At 70.1% G+C, this 25275-nt stretch carries 22 protein-coding genes; 16 read left to right on the top strand and 6 right to left on the bottom strand.

What is annotated here, in order from left to right:
- Positions 1-4: 4 nt before the first annotated feature.
- The gene (mfd, locus tag MNQ95_RS00435) at positions 5-3538 is read right to left on the bottom strand and encodes a transcription-repair coupling factor (protein WP_241953481.1); all 3534 of its coding nucleotides are present in this window, start codon (positions 3536-3538) and stop codon (positions 5-7) included.
- 552 nt (positions 3539-4090) lie between these two features.
- Positions 4091-4636, bottom strand: a complete 546-nt coding sequence (locus MNQ95_RS00430; protein WP_162409217.1) for a GNAT family N-acetyltransferase — start codon at positions 4634-4636, stop codon at positions 4091-4093.
- 102 nt (positions 4637-4738) lie between these two features.
- On the opposite strand from MNQ95_RS00430, the gene MNQ95_RS00425 reads away from it, so the two are divergent.
- The 3 genes from MNQ95_RS00425 to MNQ95_RS00415 all read left to right on the top strand — a co-directional run bounded on the left by MNQ95_RS00425 (position 4739) and on the right by MNQ95_RS00415 (position 7186).
- Positions 4739-5659 carry a cation diffusion facilitator family transporter gene (locus tag MNQ95_RS00425; protein ID WP_162409218.1) on the top strand — a complete coding sequence of 307 codons (921 nt, stop codon included), beginning with the start codon at positions 4739-4741 and terminating at the stop codon, positions 5657-5659.
- Positions 5660-5741: 82 nt separating this feature from the next.
- Positions 5742-6659, top strand: coding sequence for a TIR domain-containing protein (locus tag MNQ95_RS00420; protein WP_241953480.1), 918 nt, complete (start codon positions 5742-5744; stop codon positions 6657-6659).
- A 68-nt stretch (positions 6660-6727) separates the two neighbouring features.
- Positions 6728-7186, top strand: coding sequence for a carboxymuconolactone decarboxylase family protein (locus MNQ95_RS00415; RefSeq protein WP_162409222.1), 459 nt, complete (start codon positions 6728-6730; stop codon positions 7184-7186).
- Positions 7187-7222: 36 nt separating this feature from the next.
- On the opposite strand, the gene MNQ95_RS00410 is transcribed toward MNQ95_RS00415, so the two are convergent.
- Positions 7223-8080 (bottom strand): 23S rRNA (adenine(2030)-N(6))-methyltransferase RlmJ, encoded by an 858-nt coding sequence (locus MNQ95_RS00410; protein WP_162409224.1) that lies wholly within the window; start codon positions 8078-8080, stop codon positions 7223-7225.
- Between the two features lie 45 nt (positions 8081-8125).
- Here MNQ95_RS00410 and creB point away from each other — a divergent pair, with 45 nt between their 5' ends.
- The 3 genes from creB to creD all read left to right on the top strand — a co-directional run bounded on the left by creB (position 8126) and on the right by creD (position 12098).
- Positions 8126-8833 carry a two-component system response regulator CreB gene (gene creB / locus MNQ95_RS00405; RefSeq protein ID WP_241953479.1) on the top strand — a complete coding sequence of 236 codons (708 nt, stop codon included), beginning with the start codon at positions 8126-8128 and terminating at the stop codon, positions 8831-8833.
- Entirely contained in the window at positions 8834-10270 is a 1437-nt protein-coding gene (gene creC, locus MNQ95_RS00400; RefSeq protein WP_241953478.1) for a two-component system sensor histidine kinase CreC, read from the top strand.
- 421 nt (positions 10271-10691) lie between these two features.
- Positions 10692-12098 (top strand): cell envelope integrity protein CreD, encoded by a 1407-nt coding sequence (creD, locus tag MNQ95_RS00395; protein WP_241953477.1) that lies wholly within the window; start codon positions 10692-10694, stop codon positions 12096-12098.
- 60 nt (positions 12099-12158) lie between these two features.
- On the opposite strand, the gene MNQ95_RS00390 is transcribed toward creD, so the two are convergent.
- Positions 12159-12848, bottom strand: coding sequence for an Hpt domain-containing response regulator (locus MNQ95_RS00390; RefSeq protein ID WP_241953476.1), 690 nt, complete (start codon positions 12846-12848; stop codon positions 12159-12161).
- Between the two features lie 138 nt (positions 12849-12986).
- On the opposite strand from MNQ95_RS00390, the gene rlmD reads away from it, so the two are divergent.
- Positions 12987-14336: a 23S rRNA (uracil(1939)-C(5))-methyltransferase RlmD gene (gene rlmD / locus MNQ95_RS00385; protein ID WP_241953475.1), complete on the top strand. Its 1350-nt coding sequence runs from the start codon at positions 12987-12989 to the stop codon at positions 14334-14336.
- Between the two features lie 47 nt (positions 14337-14383).
- Here the strand turns inward: rlmD and MNQ95_RS00380 are convergent, their stop codons facing one another.
- Positions 14384-16570, bottom strand: coding sequence for a methyl-accepting chemotaxis protein (locus tag MNQ95_RS00380; protein ID WP_162409244.1), 2187 nt, complete (start codon positions 16568-16570; stop codon positions 14384-14386).
- Positions 16571-16755: 185 nt separating this feature from the next.
- Here MNQ95_RS00380 and MNQ95_RS00375 point away from each other — a divergent pair, with 185 nt between their 5' ends.
- Positions 16756-17886, top strand: coding sequence for a porin (locus MNQ95_RS00375; protein WP_162409246.1), 1131 nt, complete (start codon positions 16756-16758; stop codon positions 17884-17886).
- Positions 17887-17900: 14 nt separating this feature from the next.
- Complete coding sequence (locus MNQ95_RS00370) at positions 17901-18308, top strand: type 2 periplasmic-binding domain-containing protein (protein ID WP_162409248.1); 408 nt, start codon at positions 17901-17903, stop codon at positions 18306-18308.
- A gap of 163 nt (positions 18309-18471) precedes the next feature.
- On the opposite strand, the gene epmB is transcribed toward MNQ95_RS00370, so the two are convergent.
- Positions 18472-19518, bottom strand: coding sequence for an EF-P beta-lysylation protein EpmB (gene epmB / locus MNQ95_RS00365; protein WP_241953474.1), 1047 nt, complete (start codon positions 19516-19518; stop codon positions 18472-18474).
- Positions 19519-19624: 106 nt separating this feature from the next.
- On the opposite strand from epmB, the gene efp reads away from it, so the two are divergent.
- The 7 genes from efp to MNQ95_RS00330 all read left to right on the top strand — a co-directional run bounded on the left by efp (position 19625) and on the right by MNQ95_RS00330 (position 25192).
- Complete coding sequence (gene efp / locus MNQ95_RS00360) at positions 19625-20191, top strand: elongation factor P (RefSeq protein WP_241953473.1); 567 nt, start codon at positions 19625-19627, stop codon at positions 20189-20191.
- A gap of 4 nt (positions 20192-20195) precedes the next feature.
- Positions 20196-21566: a TRZ/ATZ family hydrolase gene (locus tag MNQ95_RS00355; RefSeq protein ID WP_241953472.1), complete on the top strand. Its 1371-nt coding sequence runs from the start codon at positions 20196-20198 to the stop codon at positions 21564-21566.
- A 23-nt stretch (positions 21567-21589) separates the two neighbouring features.
- Entirely contained in the window at positions 21590-22333 is a 744-nt protein-coding gene (gene ubiG / locus MNQ95_RS00350; protein ID WP_241953471.1) for a bifunctional 2-polyprenyl-6-hydroxyphenol methylase/3-demethylubiquinol 3-O-methyltransferase UbiG, read from the top strand.
- 16 nt (positions 22334-22349) lie between these two features.
- Positions 22350-23030 (top strand): phosphoglycolate phosphatase, encoded by a 681-nt coding sequence (locus MNQ95_RS00345; protein ID WP_241953470.1) that lies wholly within the window; start codon positions 22350-22352, stop codon positions 23028-23030.
- 123 nt (positions 23031-23153) lie between these two features.
- Positions 23154-23732, top strand: a complete 579-nt coding sequence (locus tag MNQ95_RS00340; protein WP_241953469.1) for a hypothetical protein — start codon at positions 23154-23156, stop codon at positions 23730-23732.
- On the top strand, positions 23729-24430 hold the full coding sequence (locus MNQ95_RS00335) for a hypothetical protein (RefSeq protein ID WP_241953468.1): 702 nt from the start codon (positions 23729-23731) through the stop codon (positions 24428-24430). Before MNQ95_RS00340 ends, MNQ95_RS00335 begins: the two co-directional genes overlap by 4 nt.
- A gap of 30 nt (positions 24431-24460) precedes the next feature.
- Positions 24461-25192, top strand: coding sequence for an isoprenoid biosynthesis enzyme family protein (locus MNQ95_RS00330; RefSeq protein ID WP_241953467.1), 732 nt, complete (start codon positions 24461-24463; stop codon positions 25190-25192).
- Positions 25193-25275: the final 83 nt, after the last annotated feature.

Genomic DNA, 25275 nt, shown 5'->3' with positions numbered 1-25275 from the left:
TGGCTCAGCCCGGCGCCAGCGTGGTCAGCAGTGCGCGTGCGGCGTTGAAGCGGTCGGCGGCTTCCGGCAGCGGCACGCGGATGCGCAGCTTGTCCGGGCCTTCCATCGCGTAGAGCTTGGGCTGCTGCTGGATCATCCGGATCACCGACATCGGATCCACGTTGGGCTTGGCCTCGAACACGATGCGGCCGCCGGCTTCGCCCAGGTCCAGCTTGCGGATGCCCAGCACGTTGGCCTGCAGCTTGAGCTCGGCGATGGCGAACATGTGCTTGACCGGGTCCGGCAGCAGGCCGAAGCGGTCGATCATCTCCACCTGCAGCTCGCGCAAAGCGTCCACGTCGCGGGCGCTGGAGATGCGCTTGTACAGGGTCAGGCGGGTGTGCACGTCGGGCAGGTAGTCCTCGGGAATGAGGGATGCCACGTGCAGTTCGACTTCGGCGCCGCGCACTTCCTGGCCGGCGTCCAGGTCCGGCAGCTTGCCCTGGCGGATGCTGCGCACCGCGCGTTCGAGCAGCTCGGTGTACAGGCTGAAGCCGACCTCGGCCATCTGCCCGCTCTGGTCCTCGCCCAGCAGCTCGCCGGCGCCGCGGATCTCCAGGTCGTGGGTGGCCAGGGTGAAGCCGGCGCCCAGTTCGTCCATCGAGGCGATCGCCTCCAGCCGCTTCTCCGCGTCAGGGGTCATCGCGCGCCGGTCCGGTGGCACCAGCAGGTAGGCGTAGGCGCGGTGGTGCGAGCGGCCGACGCGGCCGCGCAGCTGGTGCAGCTGGGCCAGGCCGAAGCGGTCGGCGCGGTTGATGATGATCGTGTTGGCGTTCGGGATGTCGATGCCCGATTCGATGATCGTGGTCGACAGCAGCACGTTGAAGCGCTGCTTCTGGAAATCGACCATCACCCGTTCCAGCTCGCGCTCGGGCATCTGCCCATGCGCGATGCCGATGCGCGCTTCCGGGACCAGCTCGGCCAGCTGCTTATGCATGCGGCCGATGCTCTCCACGTCGTTGTGCAGGAAGTACAGCTGGCCGCCGCGGGCCAGCTCGCGCTGGAAGGCTTCGCGCAGCTGCGCATCGTCCCAGGGCACGACGAAGGTCTGCACCGCCAGCCGGTTCGGCGGCGGGGTGGCGATGATCGCCAGGTCGCGCAGCCCGGCCATGGCCATGTTCAGCGTGCGCGGGATCGGGGTCGCGGTCAGGGTCAGCAGGTGCACGTTGGCGCGCAGCGCCTTGAGCGCCTCCTTCTGGCGCACGCCGAAGCGCTGTTCCTCGTCGACGATGACCAGGCCCAGGTCCTTGAACTTCACGTCGGCCTGCAGCAGCCGGTGGGTGCCGACGATCACGTCGATTTCGCCGCGGGCGACCTTTTCCAGTTCGGCCTCGATTTCGTTCTTGGTCTTGAAGCGCGACAGCACCTCGACCTTGAGCGGCCAGTCGGCGAAGCGGTCGCGGAAATTGCGGAAGTGCTGCTCGGCCAGCAGCGTGGTCGGCACCAGCACCGCGACCTGGCGGCCGGCGCTGGCCGCGGCGAACGCGGCGCGCACGGCGACCTCGGTCTTGCCGAAGCCCACGTCGCCGCAGACCACCCGGTCCATCGGCTGGCTGGACTGCAGGTCGCGCAGCACCGCCTCGATCGCGGCGTGCTGGTCGGGCGTCTCCTCGAACGGGAAGCCGGCGGCGAAGCTCTCGTACATCGGCCGGTCCACGTCCAGGGCCAGGCCGGCGCGGGCCTGGCGGCGGGCCTGGATCTCCAGCAGCTCGGCGGCCACGTCGCGGACCTTTTCCTGCGCCTTGCGCTTGGCCTTGGTCCACTGCTCGCCGCCGAGCGAATGCAACGGCGCGGTCTCCGGCGAGGCGCCGGAGTAGCGACTGACCAGGTGCAGCTGCGCGACCGGCACGTACAGGCGGTCGCCCTTGGCGTACTCGATGTCGAGGAATTCGCCGGGCATGCCGCCGATGTCCATCGCCACCAGGCCGCGGTAACGGCCCACGCCGTGGTCCTCGTGGACGATCGGCGCGCCCTCGGTCAGTTCGCCCAGGTCGCGGATGATCGCTTCGGGCTCGCGTCCGGCGCGGCGCGCACGGCGCGGCTGGGTCGCACGCTCGGGGAACAGCTGGCGTTCGGTAAGCACCGCGAACGCGGGCGCATCGATGGCGAAGCCGTCTTCCAGCGGCGCGACCGCCAGCGCGAACGGCTCGCGCCCGGCCAGGAAAGCGGGAAGGCCCGCGACCACGGCCGGTTGCAGCCCGGCGGCCTGCAGCACTTCCAGCAGTGCTTCGCGCCGGCCCGGTGAATCGGCCGCGACCAGCACCCGGCCCGGATAGCTGCCCAGGAACGAGCGCAGCGCCTCGCCGGCGACGTGGTGGTCGCGCCCGGCCACCGGCAGTGCCGGTGCGGGCTGGTCGCCCAGCGGCGCGGCCTCGTCGCGACGGGCATGCCCTGGGCCGCAGACTTCGACCCGGATGGTCTGGTTCAGCCGCTCGCGCAGGGCGTCCGGCGGCAGGTACAGCGCCTCGGGTGCGAGCACCGGATGTTCGACGTCATGCCGGCGCTGCTCGTAGCGGTTGCGGGTCTGTTGCCAGAACGCATCGGCAGCATCGCTGGCGCCGTCGGCCAGCACCGGCAGCACCGACATCGGCAGGTAGTCGAACAGGGTCGCGGTGGAGTCCTGGTTCTGGTGCTGATCCTTCGCAACCGCCCGCCCATCCCTGTGCGGGGTGTCGAAGAACAGCGGCAGGTAGTACTCGATGCCGGCCGGCGCCAGCCCGGCCTTGAGGTCCTGGTACAGCGCGCTGCGCCGGGTATCGACGTCGAAGCGTTCGCGCAGCGCGTCGAGCACGCGCGCGATGCTGGCCTCGTCCATCGGCAGCTCGCGGCCGGGGAGCATGTGCACCGAATCGATGCGGTCCAGCGAGCGCTGGCTTTCCGGATCGAAGCGGCGGATCGAATCGATCTCGTCGTCCAGCAGCTCGATCCGCAGCGGTGCCTCGGCGCCCATCGGATAGACGTCGAGCAGGCCGCCGCGCACGGCGAAGTCGCCCGGGTCCAGCACCTGCGGCACGTTGCGGTAACCGGCGCTTTCCAGCCGGCGCTTCTCCGCGTCCAGGTCCAGGCGCTGGCCGGTGGCCAGGTCGAAACTGCCGCCGGCGATGTAGCGCAGCGGGGGCAGGCGCTGCAGCAGGGTCTGCACCGGCACGATGACGATGCCGCGTTCCAGCTGCGGGATCGCCTGCAACGCGGCCAGGCGCTGGCTGACGATGTCCGGGTGCGGACTGAAGCGGTCGTAGGGCAGGGTCTCCCAGTCCGGGAACGGCACCACCGGCAGCGACGCGTCGGCGCCCAGCAGGGTATGCAGGTCCGACTCGACCTGGTGCGCGGACTGGTTGTCGCGGGCCACGAACAGCAAGGGGCCGGTATGGGTGCGGGCAGCCTGGACCAGGTGCCAGGCCAGGGCCGAGGGCGAAGCCGGCGCCTGCCACCAGGCGCGGGTGTGGCCGCGGCGGGGCAGCGGTGGAGTCGTGGGCACGGGGGAGGACGCAGACGGCATGGACCGCGCATTGTAGCCGCGCGACGTGGCGACCCCGGTCACGGGCGACCCCCAGCCCGTAGGAGCGGACTTCAGTCCGCGAAGCCGACGTCACCCACACAGGTGACGCCTTCGTGATTCCGACGGCCTCGGTGTCGCGGTCATGCCCGCTCCTACGGACGGCGCGCAGGCCTGTCGGGCTCTCTGTAGGAGCGGACTTCAGTCCGCGAAGCCGACGTCACCCACACAGGTGACGCCGTCGTGCTTCCGACGGCCTCGGTGTCGCGGTCACGTCTGCTCCTGCGGACGGCACGGAGGCCTGTCGGGCTCTTCTGTAGGAGCGGACTTCAGTCCGCGAAGCCGACGCCACCCGCACAGGTGACGCCGTCGTGATTCCGACGGTTTAGGTGTCGCGACCATGCCCGCTCCCACGGACGGCGCGGAGGCCTGTCGGGCTCTTCTGTAGGAGCGGACTTCAGTCCGCGAAGCCGACATCACCCGCACAGGTGACGCCTTCGTGATTCCGACAGCCTCGGTGTCGCGGTCATGCGCTCCTGCGCAGGCCGATACCGGTCAGGAGCCGTCGAGGTCCAGGACCAGGCGGGTCAGGCCGGGCGGTACGCCCGCTTCGAGGCTGGGGCGGAAACCCATCGAGGCGGCCAGGTCGAGCATCGGCCCGTTGCTGTCGGGGGTGTCGCCGTACAGGCGGTCCAGGTAACGGCCGCGCGACCATTTCACCAGCTTCTGCATCAGGTGCCGGCCAAGGCCCAGGCCGGCGACGTAGTTACCGAGCAGGATCGCGTATTCGGCCTGGCGGGTGCCGGGCACGATCCGCGCGCGGGCCAGCCCGGCGATCATCGCCTCGCCCGGGGGCAGCGGTTCGGCGCCGACCAGGACCAGCTCGACCTTGGGATCGGGCCGGGCCAGCTGGGTGGCGGTGGCATCGTCCAGGGCCTCCTGGCCGTCGCTGAAAAGCCCGCGCAGCTCGGCCGGACCAAGCATGCCGAACATGCCTTGCAGGGGCGCGGCGTCCTCGGGGCGGATCGGACGGATGAGGATCGCCCGCCGGTTGGGCAGGACGAATTCTTCGTGCCAGGGGGGGAGCCGGTTTCGGGGCATGGGTAGATAGTCCCACATTCGCGCGCGGCTGGTACGCGGGCATGACCGGACGGGGGGTGGGGGCTTGGTAGACTCGCCGCGTCCGACGCTGGAGAGCGAGCCATGGCAGGCAGTGGCAATTCCGTCCGTGCGATCTTTTTCGCGCTGGGGGCCAACTTCGCGATCGCGGTGGCCAAGGGCATGGCCGCCTATGTGACCGGTTCGGGCGCGATGCTGGCCGAGACGGTGCATTCGCTGGCCGACTGCGGCAACCAGCTGCTGTTGCTGCTGGGCCTGCGCCAGGCCGCGCGGCCGGAGACGACCGAACATCCGCTGGGCTACGGGCGGGCGATCTACTTCTGGTCGTTCCTGGTGGCGGTGATGCTGTTCAGCGTCGGCGGCATGTTCTCGGTCTACGAGGGCGTGCACAAGTTCATGCATCCCGAACCGCTGCAGCAGTGGTGGTGGGCGGTAGGCGTGCTGGTCTTCGCCATCGTCGCCGAAAGCGTGTCCATGCGCGCCTGCCTGCAGGAAGTGGACAAGGCCCGCGGCTCGCGCAACCTGTGGCAGTGGTTCCGCGAGAGCCGCCAGGCCGAACTGGTCGTGATCTTCGGCGAGGACCTGGCCGCCTTGCTCGGCCTGGTGTTCGCGCTGGCGGCGGTGCTGCTGACGGTGGTCACCGGCAACCCATTGTTCGATGCGATCGGCACGATCGCCATCGGCGTGCTGCTGATCGTGATCGCGGTGCTGGTGGCGATCGAGGTCAAGGCGATGCTGATCGGGCAATCGGTGGATCCGCTGCTGCAGGCCGAGATCAGGGGCTTCCTCGGCGGCCGCCCGGAGATCGCCGAACTGCTGCGCCTGATCACCCTGCAGCAGGGCGAGGAGGTGCTGGTGTCGGTGCATGCGCGCATGCGCCAGGACGAGGACGGGCGCCAGATGCTGCGCGAGATCGACCAGGTCGAGCGCGCGCTGAAGGCACAGTTCCCGATGGTGCGCTGGAGTTTCTTCGAGCCGGAAGGTGCGGAGCCCGATCAGGCCTGACGTGCCAGGCGTTGTTCCCCGGCCGGAGTCGGCGTAACGGACTCCCAGGGCCTGCCCACGCAAGGGTTCATCCGGAGGACTTATGGGAAAGCCACGCATCTTCCTGGGATCGTCGGGGGCGCAGGCGAAACTGCTGCAGGCGCTGACGCGCGGGCTGGAGGACGTCGCGCACGTCGAGCCGTGGACGACGGTGTTCAATCCCGGCACGACCACGCTCGGAAGACTCCTCGAACTGACCCGCCAGGTCGATTTCGCCGCCTTCATATTCGCCCAGGATGACTGGACCAGCAGCGCGCAGGGGCACGCGGCCGGATCGCCGGGGCAGGCCTCGCCGCGCGACAACGTCGTTTTCGAGGCCGGCCTGTTCGGCGGCGTGCTGGGGATGCGCAGGACCTTCATCCTGCATGCCAGCGGCGCGAAGCTGCCGAGCGACCTCCTCGGCCTGACCTGCGTCCGCTATGACGGATCGACCACGGCGGCCGAGGTGAAGGCCATCTGCCAGAAGCTCCGCAACGCGATCCAGGGCGAGGGCAGCGCCGCCCGCATCGAAGGCATGTGGTGGCAGTTCTCGCTGACCCAGCGCACCGAGAAGGAGCCCACGGCCCTGGGCCTGCTGAAGATCTCGCGCAACCGCCAGGGGGTGCTGGAGATGAGCGGGCGGGGATGGCAGGAGGACGGCACGCTGTCGTCCCGCTACTGGAGCGAGGCGACCCGGGAGATGGAGGAAGCGGCGGGCATCTTCTATTACTGGAAGGGCGAGCGGCCCCGGCATCCGGATGCACCCCAGCTGGAAGGTACCGGCGAGGTCCGCCTGGAATCTGCCGGCCGCGCATCGGGTTACTTCACCACACGCGGGGCCGAGGTGAACGCACGCACCTCGGGCGTCTACCTGCGTGCCGACCCCGGCGATGCGGAAATCCTCGACGGGCGCGACGACCGCAGGCGGGTCGAGCTCATCGCCGAGCGGCTTGCGCACTGGAAGTCCGTCGGCAGTGCGTAGGTCGTCCGTCACCGGCGACGGAATGGCCCGGCGTTACATGAGGCGGTGCTTCACTACGGAGGAAGGCGATGAAAGCGCGGATGGAATACTGGAAGGCCGCACCTGCGCCCTACAAGGCGATGATGGCCCTGGAGGCCTATCTCCACGAATCGGGCCTGGGCGCACCCCTGCTGCACATGGTCAAGCTGCGTGCATCGCAGATCAACGGCTGCGCCTACTGCATCGACATGCACTGGAAGGATGCGCGTGCTGCCGGCGAGAGCGAGCAGCGCCTGTACGGGCTCGATGCCTGGCGCGAGGCCGGCTACTACACCGACCGCGAGCGTGCCGCGCTGGCGTGGACCGAAGCGATGACCAAGGTGACCGAGGGGCATGTTCCCGATGAGGTCTTCGAGGCCACCCGCGGCCATTTCACGGACAAGGAACTGGCCGACCTGGCATGGGCGGTGGCCGCGATCAACGCATGGAACCGCGTGGCCATCGCGTTCCGTTCCGAAGCGGGCTCCTACCGCCCCGCGAGGAGTTGAAGCGGACGGGCAGGACGGCCTGGCCTGGCCATCGGCCTAGGCCTCCCGCTTCAGCCATTCCAGGCGGGTGGAAGCGCCGGTTTCGCCGAGCTTCTGCTGCAGGAAGGGCAATGCCGGGGCGATCGCCTCGTCCAGTTTCCAGGGCGGGTTGAGGATCGCCATGCCGCTGCCGTTGAGGCGCAACGGCGAATCGTCGGGGCGGACCAGCAGTTCGGCCAGCAGCAGCGAGCGCGCGGGAATGGCTTCGAGCTTGCGGAAGAACGGCTGCAGGCTGCGACGCTGCTTGATCGGGTACCAGATGGCGCAGGTTGCCTGCGGCCAGCGCTCCAGCGCCTCGCGCACGGCCTTGGCCACGCGCGGATATTCCTCGTCCTGGGCCTCGTACGGCGGATCGACCAGGACCAGGCCGCGCGCGTAGCGCACGCCGTCGACGCGTGGCGGCAGCAGGGCGCGGATGGCGTCGTAGCCATCGCGGGCGTGGGCGGCCACGCGCGGATCGTGCGCGAACAGTTCCTTGAGCGCGGCGGCTTCGTCGGGCTGCAGTTCGCAGGCGGCGAGGCGGTCCTGCGGGCGCATCGCCTGCGCCACCAGCAGCGGCGAGCCGGGATAGGCGATCAGGGCATCGACCGGATTGTCGGCGGCCACCGCGCGCAGGTAACGGGCGATCGCTGCGGGCGGCTTCTTCGCCCCGGCCAGCTGCAGGATGCCCGTGGCGGCTTCGGCCGTGCGCGTGGCCTGGCCGCCGCGCAGCAGGTAGCGCCCGCGCCCGGCATGGGTGTCGAGGACGAAGAACGGGGCGTCCTTGCGCATCAGCGCATCGAGCATGGCCAGCAGGACGATGTGCTTGAGCACGTCGGCATGGTTGCCGGCGTGGAAGGCGTGTCGGTAGTTCATGCGCCCAGCATAGCCGCGGTGCCGGGTGCGGACTATGCTTGCGCCATGCCGCCCGCACCCCTGGTCCTGATCGCCGAAGACGAGTCCGCCATCGCCGACGCGCTGCTGTACGCGTTGCGCAGCGAGGGGTTGCAGGCCGAACACTGCCTGCTGGGCCTGCAGGCGCTGGAGCGGGTGCGCAGCGGCGGCATCGATGTGCTGGTGCTGGACGTCGGCCTGCCCGACATCAGCGGCTTCGACGTGTGCCGGCGGCTGCGCGGCTTCAGCGACATACCGGTGATCTTCCTGACCGCGCGCAACGACGAGATCGACCGGGTGCTGGGCCTGGAGCTGGGCGCGGACGACTACATGGCCAAGCCGTTCTCGCCGCGCGAACTCGTCGCGCGGGTACGGGCGCGGCTGCGCCGCCACGCTGCAACCGGCGTCTCCGGCGACGCTCCGGTGGACGGAGATGGCTGGACCGGGCGCGGCGACTTCGCCGTGGACCGCAGCGGCCACCGCATCCGCTACCGCGACCAGGCACTGGACCTGACCCGCTACGAATACGTCCTGCTGGAAGCGCTCTTGCAGCGGCCCGGTGCGATCCTCAGCCGCGCCCAGCTGATGGACCGCGGCTGGGACAGCGACGCCGACAGCAGCGACCGCACCGTGGACACCCATGTGAAAACACTGCGGGCCAAGCTGCGCGCGGCCGGCGCCGAGCCCGACCCGATCCGCACCCACCGCGGCGTCGGCTACGCGATCGAGGCCTGAGTGCGTCTGGGGCTGCGCCTGGTCCTGGGCTTCTTCCTGATCGTCGGCCTGGCCGCGTTCTTCGTGATGCGCGTGTTCGTCGACGAGGTCAAGCCGGGCGTGCGCCAGGCGATGGAATCCACCCTGGTCGACACCGCCAACGTGATGGCGGCGATGGCCGCCGACGACCTCAAGGCGGGAGAGATCACCGGGGGGCATTTCGCCCGCGACCTGGCCCGGGTCAGGGGACGCGATCCGGACGCGATGATCTGGAGCTTCCCCAAGGAACGGATCGATTACCGGGTCACGGTGACGGATGCACGCGGCATCGTCGTGTTCGACTCGGAAGGGCGCGACCTGGGCCGCGACAACTCGCGCTGGAATGACGTGTACCGCACCCTGCGCGGCGAGTACGGCGCCCGCTCCAGCCCCGAAGCGCCCGGCAGCGAGCGCACGGTGATGCACGTGGCTGCGCCGGTGTTCGATCCGGACGCACCAGGCACGCTCATCGGCGTGCTGACGGTGGCCAAGCCCAACCGCAGCATCGAGCCGTTCATCGAGGCCAGCCAGCGCAGCATCATGCGCCAGGGCGCGTGGCTGATCGGGCTCTCGGCGCTGGTCGGCGTGCTGATGACCTGGTGGCTGATGCGCGGCATCGGGCGCTTGAACCGCTATGCGCAGGGGGTCGCGGCGGGCGAGCCGGTACCGCCGCCGCCGCCGCGCCGCGACGAGATCGGCGACCTGGGCCGGGCGCTGGAACAGATGCGCCGCAAGCTCGAAGGCAAGGCCTATGTCGAGCAGTACGTGCAGTCGCTGACCCACGAGATGAAGAGCCCGCTGGCGGCGATCCGCGGCGCGGCCGAGCTGCTGCAGGAGCCGCTGCCCGATGCCGAGCGCGAACGCTTCGCGCGCAACATCCTGCAACAGCAGCTGCGCCTGACCGAGACCATCGACAAGCTGCTGGCGCTGGCCGAGGTGGAACAACACGGATGGCTGCAGCGCCGCGAGCCGGTGGACCTGGCCGCGCTGCTCCGGCAGGCGGCCGAGGCGGTCGAACCGCGGCTGGCGGCCATGCAATTGCAACTGCGCATCGAGGATGCCACGACGCCGGTCGAAGTCAGCGGCGATGCCTTCCTGCTGCGGCAGGCGCTGGCGAACCTGCTCGACAATGCGATCGGATTTTCGCCGCATGGCGGCACGTTGACGCTGTCGCTGCAGGTCGAGGCGGGACAGGCGCGGGTGCGGGTCCGCGACGAGGGGCCGGGCGTGCCGGACTATGCGGCCGCGCGGGTGTTCGAGCGCTTCTATTCGCTGGCCCGTCCTGGCAATGGCCAGCGCAGCTCCGGGCTCGGGCTGCCGTTCGTGCGCGAGGTGGCGCGCCTGCACGGCGGCGAAGCCTGGCTGTCCAACCGCGAAGGCGGCGGCGCCGAAGCCGGACTCGCGCTGCCGCTGTTGTAGGAGCGGACTGCGGGCCGCGAAGTCGACCCCATCGACACAGGCGATGGCGTCGTGACTCCGATGGACTCGGTGTCGCGGTCATGCCCGCTCCTACAGGCAGGCGGCGGATGCCGGTCTGGCTTCTTTTGTAGGAGCGGACTTCAGTCCGCGAAGCCGACGCCCTCGATGCAGGCGATGCCTTCGTGGTTCCGACCGCCTCGGTGTCGCGGTCGTGCCCGCTCCTACAGGCAGGCGACGGAGGCCGGTCTGGCTTCTTTTGTAGGAGCGGACTTCAGTCCGCGAAGCCGACGCCCCGGGCAGGGCAAGCCTGTCCGCCATCCGACGTCGGTCTACGCGCACTTCACTCCCACTTCAAATATGACCCATGCCCGCTGCACCGGCCCGGCCCACGATTCGCCCCGAATCCACCCGGGGCGAATCCATGAAATCGTTGAAGTTGCTGTTGCGTTTCCTCACCGTCGGCGGCCTGGTGCTGTTGCTGCTGATCCCGCTCACGATGATCCGCGGACTGATCCAGGACCGCGAGCGCTACCGCGGCCAGGCCGTCGAACGCGTGTCGCAGAGCATGGCCGGGCCGCAGCAGCTGGTCGGGCCGATGCGCGTGCTGCCGTGGAAGGAGACGCGCCGGGTCAACGCCACCGGCAGCGACGGCCGCCTCGAGCTGCGCGAGGAAACGGTCGAAGGCTACCTCTTGCAGACCCCCGCCACGCTGGCCGCCGGCGGCGTCATCGAACCTGACGTGCGCCGCATCGGCCTGTACGACGTGCGCGTGTTCCAGTGGAAAGCCGACGTGCAGGCCGCGTTCGCGCCGATGCCGGTGCCGGCCGTGAACGGGCGCGAGTATGGCGAGCCCTACCTGGTGCTGGGCCTGGCCGATGTGCGGGGGCTGGTCGGAACGCCTTCGCTGAAAGCCGACGGCCGGGCGCTGGAACTGCAGCCCGGCACTGGTGTGCTGGCTGCGCGCATGGACGGCGTGCATGCCGCGTTGCCGGCGCCGCGCACCGGCCAGGTCGTGGTCGAAGGCCTGCCGATCCCGCCGCGCTCGTTGCCGGCCAGCACGGTCGATCTGGCGATGACGGTCGCAGGCACGCAGTCGCTGGGCATCGTGCCGGTCGCCGACAGCAACCGGATCGAACTGCAGTCGGCATGGCCGCATCCTTTGTTCAGTGGTCGTTTCCTGCCCAACCAGCGCAGCATCGATACCAGCGGTTTCGAGGCCTCCTGGAACATCTCGTCGCTGGCCAGCGCGGCGCAGTCGCAGGTCCACGACGCGGACACCGCACGGCTGACGATGCGCCCGGGCAGTGCAGGCGCCTACACGCTGCCGGGCGAGGCCGACCAGGGCGTGGACAGCGTCGTGCTGAGCCTGGTCGATCCGGTCGACGTCTATACCCAGGCCGATCGGGCCAGCAAGTACGGGATCCTGTTCGTGGTGCTGACCTTCGTCGGCTTCGCCCTGTTCGAGCTGGTCAAGCAGTTGCGCATCCATCCCTTGCAGTACCTGCTGGTCGGGCTGGCCCTGGCGATCTTCTTCCTGCTGCTGCTGGGCCTGTCCGAGCACATGGCGTTCTGGAAGGCCTATCTCGTCGCCGCCGTGGCCTGCATCGGACTGCAGTTCGTGTACCTGTCGGGCGTGCTGAAAAGCTGGTGGCACGCGGGGCTGTTCGCCACGATGCTGACCGCGCTCTACGGCGCGCTCTACAGCCTGCTGGTGTCGGAAGACAACGCGTTGCTGATGGGCTCGCTGCTGCTGTTCGGCATCCTTGCCGCGATCATGTGGATCACGCGCAAGGTCGACTGGTACGAGCGTGCCGCGACGCTGGGTTGATTCGCCACGCGGGAAGCGAAGGGCTGGGCGGTGCCGGGTTCCGGCGCCGCCCTCGCGCCGTCAGGAGAGCAGGTCGCGTGCGGCGTGGTCGAAGCGTTCCAGCGCGGTGCGCGACTCCGGGGTGCGCCGCAGCAGTTCCGCCGCCGCGCCCAGCCGCTTGGCACCCACGAGGCCGCACCCGGCCTGCAGCCGATGCAGGCGTGCGCGCAGGGTGCCGGCATCGCCGCGTTGCGCGCTGTTGAGGACCTCGTCGCGCGCGCCCGGCAGCTCCTCCAGGAACAGGCGGCGCAACGCCTGCACGTTGGTCGGGTCGTAGTTGAGCGCGGCGGCCGCGGCGGCATGGTCCCAGTCCGGCAGGCCACCGGCTTCGGCCAGCGCCTGGCGCACCGCGCCCGACAGCTCGGCGGTCGCCAGCGGCTTGACCAGCACGTCGCGGAATCCGGCTTGCAGGGCCGGCAGGCGCACGTCGGGATCCGCGTCGGCGGTATGGGCCAGGGCCGGTGGCGACTGCGGCCAGCGCGCCTGCAGCTTGAGCAGCAGGTCGATGCCCGAGCCGTCCGGCAGGGTCAGGTCGATCAGCCACAGGTCGTGGCGGGTGGTATCGGCGCGGGCCATGGCACAGGCCTGGCTGGCGACCGCGTCGACCGTGGTCGGCAGTCCCTCGAGGACGGCGCGGAAGTAGGCTTGGCTGATCGTGTCGTCCTCGACCAGCAGGACGCGGGGAAGCGGGGCGGGATCTCGCGTTTCCATGCGGCTGACTCCTTGTCGGCTGGGTCCATATTAGCGCTCACATTCGGCGGGGCAATCGGCGGATAGTCATGGTGCGCCGGCGGTATCCCAGGCTGTTTCGTGGCCGGACGGTACGGCGGACGGCGCCGATCTGGGACAATGGCCGGCCCTGACCGCCCCCGCAGCCTTCGCCACGTGGCCCGATTCGACCGTACCCCGTTCCAGATCCAGATCCTCGACCTCAGCCACGATGGACGCGGTGTCGCACGCCGCGACGACGGCAAAGCCGTATTCATCTCGGGGGCGCTGCCCGGCGAGACCGTCCTGGCCGAGCCCACCGCACGCAGCAAGCGCTTCGACGAGGCCCGCACGCTGGAGGTGCTTGAGGCGTCGCCCGAGCGCGTCCAGCCGCGCTGCCCGCACTTCGGCACCTGCAGCGGCTGCGTGCTGCAGCACCTGGCCGAGGACCGGCAGATCATCGCCAAGCAGCGCGTGCTGCTGGAGAACCTGGAGCGGATCGGCAAGGTCAGCCCCGGCGCGGTGCTGCCGCCGCTGACCGGCGACAGCTGGGGCTACCGGCGCAAGGGCCGGTTCTCGGTGCGCCGGGTCAACAAGAAGGACAAGACCCTGGTCGGCTTCCGCGAGCTGGATCCGCGCTTCGTCGCCGACCTGCGCGAATGCCACACGGTGGTCCCCGAGATCGGGATGAAGGTGCAGGCCCTGGCCACGCTGGTCGACGGGCTGGAGGCGCGCGAGCACATCCCGCAGATCGAGTTCATCGCCGGCGACGAGGCCATCGTGCTGACCCTGCGCCACCTGCAGCCGCTGTCCGAAGCCGATCGCGCGGCGCTGGCCGCGTTCGGGCGCGAGCAGGGATTCACCATCTTCCTGCAGCCCAAGGGCATCGACACGGTGCATCCGCTGGAAGGCGAGGCGCCCAAGCTGTCGTTCCGGCTGCCGCAGTGGGACGTGGAACTCGCCTTCGAGCCGCTGGATTTCATCCAGGTCAATGCGCGGCTCAACCAGTCGATGATCGCGCGGGCGCTGGAGATGCTCGACCTGCAGCCCGGGCACCGGGTCCTGGACCTGTTCTGCGGCCTGGGCAACTTCACCCTGCCGATCGCACGCCAGGTGCGCGAGGTGGTGGGCGTGGAGGGCGATGCCGGGCTGGTCGCGCGTGCGCGCGCCAACGCCCAGCGCAACGGGCTGGCCAACGCGCAGTTCTTCGCCGCTGACCTGGCCCAGGACCAGCGCGGCACGCCGTGGATGCGGCAGGGCTTCGACCGGCTGCTGCTGGACCCGCCGCGCTCGGGCGCCGACGAGGTGCTCAAGCAGCTGCCGCTCAAGGACATCGAGCGGATCGTCTATGTCAGCTGCCATCCCGGCTCGCTGGCGCGCGACGCCGGGTTCCTGGTCCACGAGCGCGGCTACCGACTGGTGTCGGCCGGCGTGATGGACATGTTCCCGCATACCGCGCACGTGGAGAGCATCGCGCTGTTCGAGCGCTGATCACCCGTGCGCAAGGGGCCGCCCGTTGAAGGACGGCCCCGGTTCGCTCAGCTCGCCTGGGCGAAGTACGGATCGTGCGCGTCGCCGGCCGAGCCGGGCTGCACGCGGAACCGCCCCATCGCCGCGCGCAGCGCCTGGGCGCGCTCGCGCAGCGAGGCGCTGGCCGCGGCCACTTCCTCCACTAGTGCGCTGTTCTGCTGGTTCACCGACTCCAGGTCGCCGACCGAGCGGCTCAGCTGCTGCAGGCCCTGTGACTGCTCCTGCGCCGAATCGGCGGCCTGTTGCGCCAGCCCGGCGATGGTTTCGTTGGACTCGGCGATCGCTTGCAGCTGCCGGCGCGACTCGTCGACCAGGCCGCTGCCTTCGCCGACCCGGCTGATGGCGTCGGCGATCAGGTCGCGGATCTCCTTGGCCGAGGTGCCGGTGCGGTGGGCTAGGCTGCGCACTTCGGTGGCGACCACGGCGAAGCCGCGGCCATGCTCGCCGGCGCGCGCGGCTTCGACCGCGGCGTTGAGCGCCAGGATGTTGGTCTGGAAGGCCACCGAATCGATCAGCGAGATGATCTCGCCGATGCGGCGGCTGGCCTCGGTGATCGACACCATCGAGCTGCTGGCCTGCGCGGCCACGTCCACGCCCTGGCGCGAGTTGTCCAATGCGCCGTGGGTCAGGCCGCTGGTCTGGCGGCTGTTGTCCGCGGCATTCCGCGCCGCCACGAGCAGCTGCTCGATGCTGGCCGCGCTGTCCTGCAAGGCATTGGCCTGGCGTTCGGTGCGACCGGACAGGTCGGCGTTGCCCCGGGCGATCTCCTCCACGCCCACGCCCACTTCCTCGGCGTTGTACATGCCTTCGAGGATGACCTGCGACACGCTGTCCAGCGCGCTGTTGAGCGAGTCGGTCAGGGTCTTCAGGGTGCCGGCGTAGTCGCTGCGGATGCGCCGGGTGAGGTCGCCCTCGGCCAGTGCCTGGGTGGTGGCGCCGATCTCGTCGAACGCCGCTTCCAGCGCGGACAGCGAGCGGTTCACCGCGCGCTTGAGCTGGTCCAGTTCGCCGGGGAGTTCGGTATCGATGCGGCGCGAGAAGTCGCCTTCGGCCGCGCCGCTGAGGCTGTGCTCCAGCGCCGCCAGCGACTGCTGCAGCAGGCCCATCGCACGGTCCACCTTGCCGCGCGACTCGCCCTGCACCTCGTTGCTCATGCGCGCGGAGAAGTCGCCGCGGGCCATCGCGTCCATCACCGCATCCAGCGCGTCCATGGTCTTCTGCACGCTGTCGGCGCTGGCGTTGACGCCGCTCTTGAGCCGGGCCAGGTCGCCGGGCAGGTCCGCGTCCACGCGGCGGCCGAACTCGCCGCGGCCGACCGCGGCGAGCACATCGTTGGATTCGGCGATGGCGGCGTTCAACGCCACCAGCAGCGCGTTGAAGGAATGGCACATCGCGCTGATCGCGTCGCGGCCTTCGGCTTCCACCCGCACGCTGAAGTTGCCGCGCGCCACCTCGGCGATCGCCTGGTCCAGGCGTTCGATCGGATGGCGGATGGCGGCGTCGACCAGCAGCACGGTGACCAGCGCCAGCAGCGACAGGACGACGACGATACCCAGGCCGACCTTGAGCGCGCTGCGCGAACGCGCGGTGGCGCCGGCAATCGCGGCCTGCGAGGACGCCTCGCTGTCCTTGGCCAGCCGTGCCAGTTCGTTGCGCACTTGCTCGAACGCGGCCTGCTTTTCCGCGGCCAGGGCCTGGAAGGCTTCCATGTCGCCGTTGCCGGCGATCATGCCGGTCACGGCCGTTCCGCTGCGCTCGACGTAGCGGTCCCACAGCGCGGCGAGCGCGTCGACGCGCTTGGCATAGGCCGCATCGGTGGCCTTGATCTCGAGCAGCCGCTCGCGGGTGATCGAGGCCTGCTTGTTGGCGTCCTCGATCAGGAATTCGTCGCGGTCGCCCAGGGCCTGGGTGAACAGCCCCTGGGTCTCGATCAGGCCCTGGTTGGCCTGGGCGGAGAGGGTCATTACCGGCAGGGTGCGCTCGGCGAAGCCTTCGAGGGTGCCGGTGTTCGCACGCAGCACCGCGGCGGAATAGACGAAGTAGCCGAGCAGGCCGGCCAGCGCGATCGCCGGCAACAGCAGGATCTTGCTGCGGATCGACAGGTAGCGCAGGCGCCGCGAGGCCGAGGCCACCAGCGGGGCGATGCGAAGGTTCGGGAGCGGAAGCTTCTTCTTGCTTCCATGCGTGGAGGACATGGGTAACTCCGGATAGGACGAACGGCCGGGGCAGGGGCGATCCGGCATCCAGCTATCGGCGAGGGAAGGCCGGGTCTTGAGGGTGCGGTTCATGAACGCGTTAGGAAGCCGTTAAAGCCGCGAGGGGAGGCGCCGATACCGGGGACGCCCCGCCGGGGCCTCTCCCTCAAGTCAGGAAGCACGAAGTGAAGACCAAGCATTTCCCCGCGGTGGCGCTGCTCGCGCTGGCCGTGGCTCCCGCCGCCTACGCCGAAGTCACCTTCAACGGGTTCGGCCAGGTGGTCGGCGGCGCCACGTTCGACGACGGCAGCACCGTCTCCGGCCTGTCGTACGACGACAGCATCAGCTTCGATCCCGAATCCCTGTTCGCCCTGCAGGCCACGGCCACCCTGGGTGACCGCGCCGACGCGGTGGCGCAGGTCGTCGCCCGCGGCGACGAAGGCTGGGAGCCGGAGTTCGCCTGGGCCTACGTGCGCTACCAGTTCAGCCCGTCGTGGTCGGTCAAGGCCGGTCGCCAGCGCACGCCGTATTTCCACTATTCGGACTACCTGGAAGTCGGTGCGGCCTATCCGTTCATGCGCGTGCCGCTGGGCGTCTACAACCTGCCGTACAGCAACTACAACGGCGTCAACGTGATCGGCAGCCGCAACTTCGACAAGTGGAGCCTGCGCACCCAGCTGATCTACGGCACCGTCGACGAGGAACAGGACACCCTGCACGTGGAAGTCCGCGACCAGGGTGGCGTCACCTTCGAAGCGCAGTACGACGAGTGGCTGTCGCTGCGCGGCAGCTACGTGGTCGGCGAGGCTTCGGTGCAGGTCAACGCGGCCGAGCCGCTGGTCGCGGCGGTCATGGCGGTCAACCCGCAGGCCGGCGCGGCGCTGGCGTTCGACCGCGATGACGCGTCGTTCCTGGGCCTGAGCGCGGAAATCAACCGCGGCGGCGCCACCGTCGGCGTCGAGTTCACCGACATCGACTACGGCGACAACTACATCGGCGGGCAGAAGGCCGTGGCGGTCAACGCCGCGTACCGTGCCGGCGCCTGGACCCCGAACGCCAGCTGGTCGCGCAGCCGCAGCGAATCGGACAAGACCGTGCTGGGCCTGCTGCCGGTGCCGCCGGCGCATCCGCTGTACCAGACCGTCGCAGGCCTGCTGGCCGGACAGGACGGCGACAAGGAGTACACCAGCGTCGGCGTGCGTTATGACGTCAACGCCAACATCGCGGTGAAGGTGGACTACACCCACTTCAAGAGCACCGTCGCTGCCGGTTCCGATGCGGACCTGGTCGCGGCCGGCGTGGTCTTCACCTACTGAGCCGGGAGCAGATCATGAATCGCAAGTTCTTCGTGGGCGTGGCGCTGTGCGCGCTGAGCTTCCCCTGCCTGGCCGGTTCGGTCGTGGTCGGTGCCGATTCACCGGCCGGCGCGCTGGATGCCGAGGCAGTCAAGCGCGTGTTCCTCGGTCGTGAAGCCACCGTCGGCGGCAAGCCGGCCGTGGTGGTCTACCAGAAGGCCGGCGCGACCAAGCAGGCGTTCGAGGGCAAGGTGCTGGGCCGTTCCGGCGCCGACCTCTCTGGCTACTGGTCCAAGCTGATCTTCACCGGCAAGGCCAAGGCGCCGGAAGAGCTGGCCAGCGATGCGGCGGTCAAGGCGAAGGTCGCCTCGACCCCGGGCGCGGTCGGCTACATCGACGACGCCGCGGTGGATGGCACGGTCAAGGTGCTGTTCAAGTTCTGAGCCGGCACGGGCGCGAAGCCTGTCACTCTCAACACGAAAACGCCACGGCCTGGGCCGTGGCGTTTTCGTTTGCTCTCCTGCGATACCTGCTGGTGCTTCGGGCGATCACGACGGCGCGCGTGGGACGCGGGTTGCCGCGTTCCGGTCGCGCGGCGGTCCCGTGCTACAGCGGACGCTTGCCGGTATCGCCCTGGACCTCACGGACCAGTTTCGGCACCAGGTAGCCGGACAGGCGTGCCACGAGGGCGGCATGCAGGCTGAGCGCCTCGTCGTCGGGCACTTCGAAATGGGCCACGCCTTCGACCCGGTCCAGCTGGTGCAGGTAGTAGGGCAGCACGCCGGCGGCGAAGCTGCGCTCGGACAGGCCGGCGAGGGCCTCGACGCTGTCATTGACGCCGCGCAGCAGCACGGCCTGGTTGAGCAGTTGCACGCCGGCGCCGCGCAGGCGTGCCATCGCGGCATCGACCTGGGCATCGAACTCGTTGGCGTGGTTGGCGTGGATCACGAACGCCACCGGCCAGGGCAGGGCGGACAGCCACTGCAGCAGTTCGCCGTCCACCCGTTCGGGCAGCACCACCGGCAGGCGGCTGTGGATGCGCAGGCGCTTCAGGTGCGCGATGCCGGCCAGCCGCGCGGTCAGTTCGGCCAGCTTGGGCGTGGCCAGCGACAGCGGATCGCCACCGGACAGGATCACTTCGTCGATCGTCGGATCGGCGGCGATCGCCTCCACTGCGGCAGACCAGGTGTCGCGCGCGGCGGTCTCCTCGGCGTAGGGGAAATGGCGGCGGAAGCAGTAGCGGCAGTGCACGGCACAGCTGCCGGTGGCCACCAGCAAGGCCCGGCCGCGGTATTTCTGGATCACGCCCTCGGCCTTCTTCGCCGCGCCGTCGCCGACCGCGTCCAGGCCGAAGCCGGGGACGACCCGCTCCTCCAGGCCGACCGGCAGCACCTGGCGCAGCAACGGATCGTTCAGGTCGCCGGGCCGCATCCGCTTGATGAAACCGCGTGGCACTCGCAGGGGGAAGCTGGCAGCGGCCGCGTCGGAAATTCCGGCTGCGGCGGCGTCCAGGCCCAGCCCGGCCAGCAGCTCGCGCGGGTCGCGCACGGCCTCGCGCCACAGCCGCTGCCAGTGCGGAGCAGGGGGCAGCGTGGCGGGTGTGGGGGCCAGAGCGGTTTCCGGCTGCAGGGGCAGGGGGGCTGCAGGTATCATGTGGGGCCTGAGAAGACACACCCGCCGGGCTCCGGCGGGCTCCCCACATTCTAACTGCCAGGCCGCGGTGTCCTGCGGCGGCCCTGCCATACCCCAAGGAGTTCCCATGGCCTCTTACGGCATGAACGACGTCAAGAACGGGATGAAGATCCTGATCAACAACGAGCCGGCGATCATCAGCGACACCGAGTACGTCAAGCCGGGCAAGGGCCAGGCCTTCACCCGCGTGAAGTACCGCCTGATCAAGAGCGGCCGCGTGCAGGAAGTGACGATGAAGTCGACCGACTCGGTCGAGGCCGCCGACGTGGTCGATACCGACATGCAGTACCTGTATTCGGATGGCGAGTACTGGCACTTCATGCAGCAGGACACCTTCGAGCAGGTGCAGGCCGACAAGGCCGGCATGGCCGGCGCCGAGAAGTGGCTGAAGGGCGAGGAGCCCTGCGTGGTGACCCTGTGGAACGGATCGCCGATCGCGGTGCAGCCGCCGAATTTCGTCGAACTGAAGATCACCGAGACCGATCCGGGCGTCCGCGGCGACACTTCCGGTGGCGGCGGCAAGCCGGCCACCCTGGAGACCGGCGCGGTGGTCCGCGTGCCGCTGTTCGTGGGCCAGGAAGAGGTCATCAAGGTCGACACCCGTTCGGGCGAGTACGTCTCGCGCGTGAAGTAAGCCGATGAGCGAAGCCGGCCTGCGCCAGACGGGTGATCTGCAAGCGCGTGACCTGCAGGCCTGCGACCTGCTCATCGAAGCCGGCTGGGTGGTCCCGGTCGAACCGCACGGCGTGGTCCTGGAGGATCACGCCGTTGCCGTTTCCGGCGGGCGCATCGTCGCCGTGCTGCCGACCGCGCAGGCGCGGATGCTGTTCGCCGCGGCCGAAGTGGTGCAGCGTCCGGATGCGGTGCTGATCCCGGGCCTGGTCAACGCCCACACCCACAATCCGATGACCCTGCTGCGCGGCATCGCCGACGACCTGCCGCTGATGACCTGGCTGCAGCAGCACATCTGGCCGGTCGAGGCGGCGGTGATCGGGCCGGATTTCGTGGCCGACGGCATGGCCCTGGCGATCGCCGAGATGCTGCGCGGTGGCACCACCTGCGCCAACGAGAACTACTTCTTCCCCGACGTGCAGGCCGCGGTCTACAAGCGCCACGGTTTCCGCGCGCTGGTCGGCCTGCCGGTGATCAATTTCCCGACGGCGTGGGCGCGCAGCGACGACGAGTACTTCGACAAGGCCGGCGAGGTCCACGACGCCTGGCGCGACGACCCGCTGGTGGCCACCGCGTTCGCGCCGCACGCGCCGTACACGGTCAGCGACGCCAACTTCGAGCGCGTGCGCATGCTGTCCGACCAGCTGGACATGCAGGTCCACCTGCATACGCACGAGACCGCGCAGGAAATCAGCGACTCGCTGAAGGAATACGGCCAGCGCCCGCTGGCGCGCCTGGACCGGCTCGGCCTGGTCAGCGAGCGCCTGATCGCGGTGCACATGACCCAGCTGACCGACGCGGAAATCCACCTGTGCGCCGAACGTGGCGTGCACGTGGCTCATTGCGCCGAGTCCAACCTCAAGCTGGCTTCGGGCTTCTGCCCGGCCTGCGCGCTGCAGCGGGCGGGCGTGAACCTGGCCATCGGCACCGACGGCTGCGCCAGCAACAACGACCTGGACATGTTCGGCGAGATGCGCACCGCGGCAATGCTGGCCAAGGCCGTGGCCAACGACGCCACCGCGCTGGATGCGGCCACCGCGCTGCGCGCGGCCACCCTGGGCGGCGCGCGTGCGCTGGGCTTCGGCGAGCGCACCGGTTCGATCGAGCCGGGCAAGGAAGCCGACCTGGTCTGCGTGGACCTGTCCGTGCTGGAAACCCAGCCGCTGCACCACGTGCTGTCGCAACTGGTCTACGCCACCGGCCGCCAGCAGGTGACCGACGTGTGGATCGCCGGGCGCCGCAAGCTGGACCAGCGCGAGCTGGTCGACATCGACACCGCCGCCCTGATCGCCAACGCGCGCCAGTGGCGCGCACGCATCGCCGCGCTGGGCCGCTGACCCGGCGCGCGCAGGAGGAACCCGTGAGCGAAACCCCATCGGTCGCCGACGAGGCGCCGCACAACTACCACCAGGCCGAGCTGGACAAGTTCGCCGCGCTGGCCAACCGCTGGTGGGACCCGGACGGTCCGCAGCGCGCGCTGCACGTGCTCAATCCGGTGCGACTGGATTACGTGAAGCAGCGCCTCGCGCCGGCCGCGCTGGCGGGCCAGCGCGTGCTCGACGTCGGTTGCGGTGGCGGCCTGCTCAGCGAGGCGCTGGCGCGTGCCGGCGCCCAGGTCACCGCGCTCGACCTGGCGCCGGAGCTGGTCAAGGTCGCGCGCCTGCACACGCTGGAGTCCGGCGTGCAGGTCGACTACCAGGTCAAGGCGGTCGAAGTGCTTGCCGCCGAGCGTCCCGGCAGTTTCGACGCGATCACCTGCATGGAGATGCTCGAGCACGTGCCGGATCCGGCTTCGATCATCGCCGCCTGCGCGACGCTGCTGCGTCCGGGTGGGCGCCTGTTCCTGTCAACGCTCAACCGCACGCCAGCCGCGTTCGCGCTGGCGATCGTGGGCGCCGAGTACGTGGCGCGACTGCTGCCCAAGGGCACGCACCGCTACGCCGAGTTCATCAAGCCGTCCGAGCTGGCGGCCTGGCTGCGCGATGCCGGCCTGCAGGTCGAGGACGTGAGCGGCCTGTTCTACGATCCGCTGCGCCAGCGGGCGAGCCTGTCGAAGCGGACCGAGGTCAATTACCTGGCCTGTGCAGTCAAGGCGGAGGCCTGAGGTGGCCGATGCCGCGATGACGCCGCGGTTTCCGCGCGTGGCGCTGTTCGACCTCGACGGCACGCTGCTGGACAGCGCGCCGGACATGCTCGCCACCGCCAACCGCATGCTCGCCGCGCGCGACCGCGCGCCGACGACGCTGGCCGTGCTGCGCCAGCACGTGTCCAAGGGTGCACGGGCGATGGTGGCCGCGACCTTCCCCGAACTGGACGAGGCCGGGCGTGATGCGCTGGTGCCCGAATTCCTGAAGGTGTACCGCGAGGAGCTCGGTCGCCACAGCGTGCTGTTCGACGGCATCGCCGCGATGCTGCAGGCGCTGGAAGGCGACGGCGTGCGCTGGGGCATCATCACCAACAAGGCCGAATACCTGGCCCGCGACGTGGTCGCCGGGCTGGAATGGCAGTCGCGCTGCGCGGTACTGGTCGGCGGCGACACCTTCGCGGAGAAGAAGCCGCATCCACTGCCGCTGCTGGAAGCGGCGCGGCAGCTGGGCGTGGATCCGCGCGACTGCGTCTACGTGGGCGATGACGAGCGCGACGTGGTCGCCGCGCGCGCCGCCGGCATGCCGTCGATCGCGGTGACCTGGGGCTATCGCCTGGATGGCGAGGATCCGGAAACCTGGCAGGCCGATGCGATGGCCCACCAGCCGCAGGAGCTGCTCGCACCGGCGGCCTGGCCGGGTCCCGGCCGCGGCTGAGGCGATCCCCGGACGGGCTCCGGGGCGATGGCGTCATCGTGGCGTCGGGAGTGGCAGTTGCGGGCCGGTCCTTGCGTACGTGCGGGTGGGCGGCACGCTGCCGCCGGCCTTCGAGGGGCTCCCATGCACGTACGCCTGCCGTTCGCCTGTTGCCTGGCCGTTTGCCTGGCCCTTTCCAGCGTGCCCGCCGTGCAGGCGGCCGACCCGCCGGCCACGGCCTACCGCCTTGAGCCGAAGAAGGTGCCCGACCTGGCCGACGGCCGGGCCGCGCTGGTGCGCGGCAAGACCGCTGCCGGGCCGCACCGCTTCTACCTCGAGCACATGCACATGATGGTGCCGGTGGTGGTCACCCTGCGGCCGCTGCAGCCCGATGCGCGGCTGGACCTGGCGGTCGGCAAGTACCCGTGGGAGCCGCCGGTGCGACAGGGGCGGGCGGAGAAGGGCGAGCAGGTGAGCTTCCGTTTCCGCACCCAGGGCGAGTTCCAGGTCGCGGTGAGCAGCCCGGACCCGGGCACCGCCTACAAGCTGATGGTCTGGGTCGGGGACGAGATCAAGCCGGTGCTCAAGCCGGTGGTGGTGCCGCAGTCGCAGTACCAGGGGCCGGCCGGTCCCGGGCGCGGCGTGTGGCTGGCGGTCGTCGCCGGCGTGGTGCTGGTGCTGCTGGCGCTGGCGTACCTGGCCTGGAGGAGGAAGCGCGCATGAACGCACACACGGGAATCAGGCGGGCGGGTTGGCGCGTGCTGGTGCTGGCTGCCTGCGCGGTGCACGGGAGTGTGATGGCCCAGAGCCAGTTCATCGGCAACCTGGAGGACTTCACCGGCATCGACGTGCAGGGCGTGACGGACATCGTCGCCGGCGAGACGGGCGAGGTCGGCAAGACCGCGGGCTGGGGGATCAGGGCGCTGCGCTCCGCGGATGACCTGGCCGAGCTTTACGAGGGACTGGACGCCAACGACGGCCAGTACGATCCGCTGGGCCTGGACGACGGATTCCAGGCGCCCTCGGCCTGCGGCGACGACGAGGACTGCCAGCAGTGCTACCAGCAGGCGATGGAGAAGCTGGACTTCAACCGCTACTACCTGCATCGGGCCTGGTCGATCACCAGCCAGTACAGCAAGTTCGCCGAGGGGGCGATGGCCTTCGGCGACTCGGCGTCGGGCGTCCATGGCGTGGCCGGGCTCAGCTGGCAGTTGCAGGGCCGGCCACCGATCACCCAGTCGCTCAAGGGCCTGCGCAATACCTATCGCGGCAAGTACGACGCGTACATCGAAGGACTGGAGGCTTCGATGCAGAAGCTGGGCCAGTGCGAGGCCGAACATGCCGGCGACGACCGCTGGTTCGGCCGCTACGCCGCGATCTACCTGAGCCTGGTCAAGACCAAGTACAGGATCGAGGACTGACCTTCTGCGGGGCGCATCTACAATGGGCGCATGAGCGGATCCGATGCATTGGGTGGTTTCCTGGAGAAGTGGCGCGCACGCTGGCCCGAGTGGCGCCTGGCCGAGGTGTTCGTGCCGCCGGAGCAGCGTGAGCGGGTCGTGGCGTGGTTCGCGCTGCTGCAGGAGTTCGACGACATCCTCAACATCGCTGGCGACCCGCTGCCGGCGGACGCCAAGCTGGGCTGGTGGGGCACCGAGCTGCGCGACTGGGCCGGGCACCGCTCGCGCCATCCGCTCGGGCGCCTGCTCGAGCCGGTGGAGGCGCCCTGGTCGGCGCTCGCCGATGCGCTGCCGGCGCTGGTCGCGGCGCGCGCGCGCGCGGCCGACGGCGGCGCGGCATTGGCGGCCCTGGCCGGCTATGCACAGGCCGTGGTGGCGGTCGAGGCCGCGGTGCTGGGCGGTCCCCGCGCCGAACCGCGCGCGCTGGCCGCACAGGTCCTGGCCGCGCGGCTGGCCGAGGCGGGCCTGCAGGCCGTGCCGCAGGCCCGCCAGCCGGTCGATACGGAAGCCGCGGCGGGGCGTGAAAGCGCCCAGCGCGACTGGGCGGGCGAGCTGCTTGCCGTGTGGCCGGCACGGGTGGAGGGGGCGCCGGCGCGCCGCATGTGGGCGGCGTTCGCGCGCCACCGCCTGGCCCGCTTCGCGGACGGCCAGCAGCTGCCACGACCGGCTTCCCGCTGGCCGCTACGCACGCTCTGGCAGGCCTGGCGCGCGGCGCAGGGCTGAGGGCAGGGGGTGCCCGGAATTCTCCCCGGCGGGCGCTTTACCCCTGCGTGCGACAGTCCGTTGCACGCCGTCGAGGCGGCCAT

Source organism: Pseudoxanthomonas daejeonensis (genome assembly GCF_022637495.1).
Classification (GTDB): Bacteria; Pseudomonadota; Gammaproteobacteria; order Xanthomonadales; family Xanthomonadaceae; genus Pseudoxanthomonas; species Pseudoxanthomonas daejeonensis.
The sequence above is the reverse complement of the archived record's forward strand: the minus strand, read 5'-3'. Positions and strand labels throughout refer to the sequence as shown.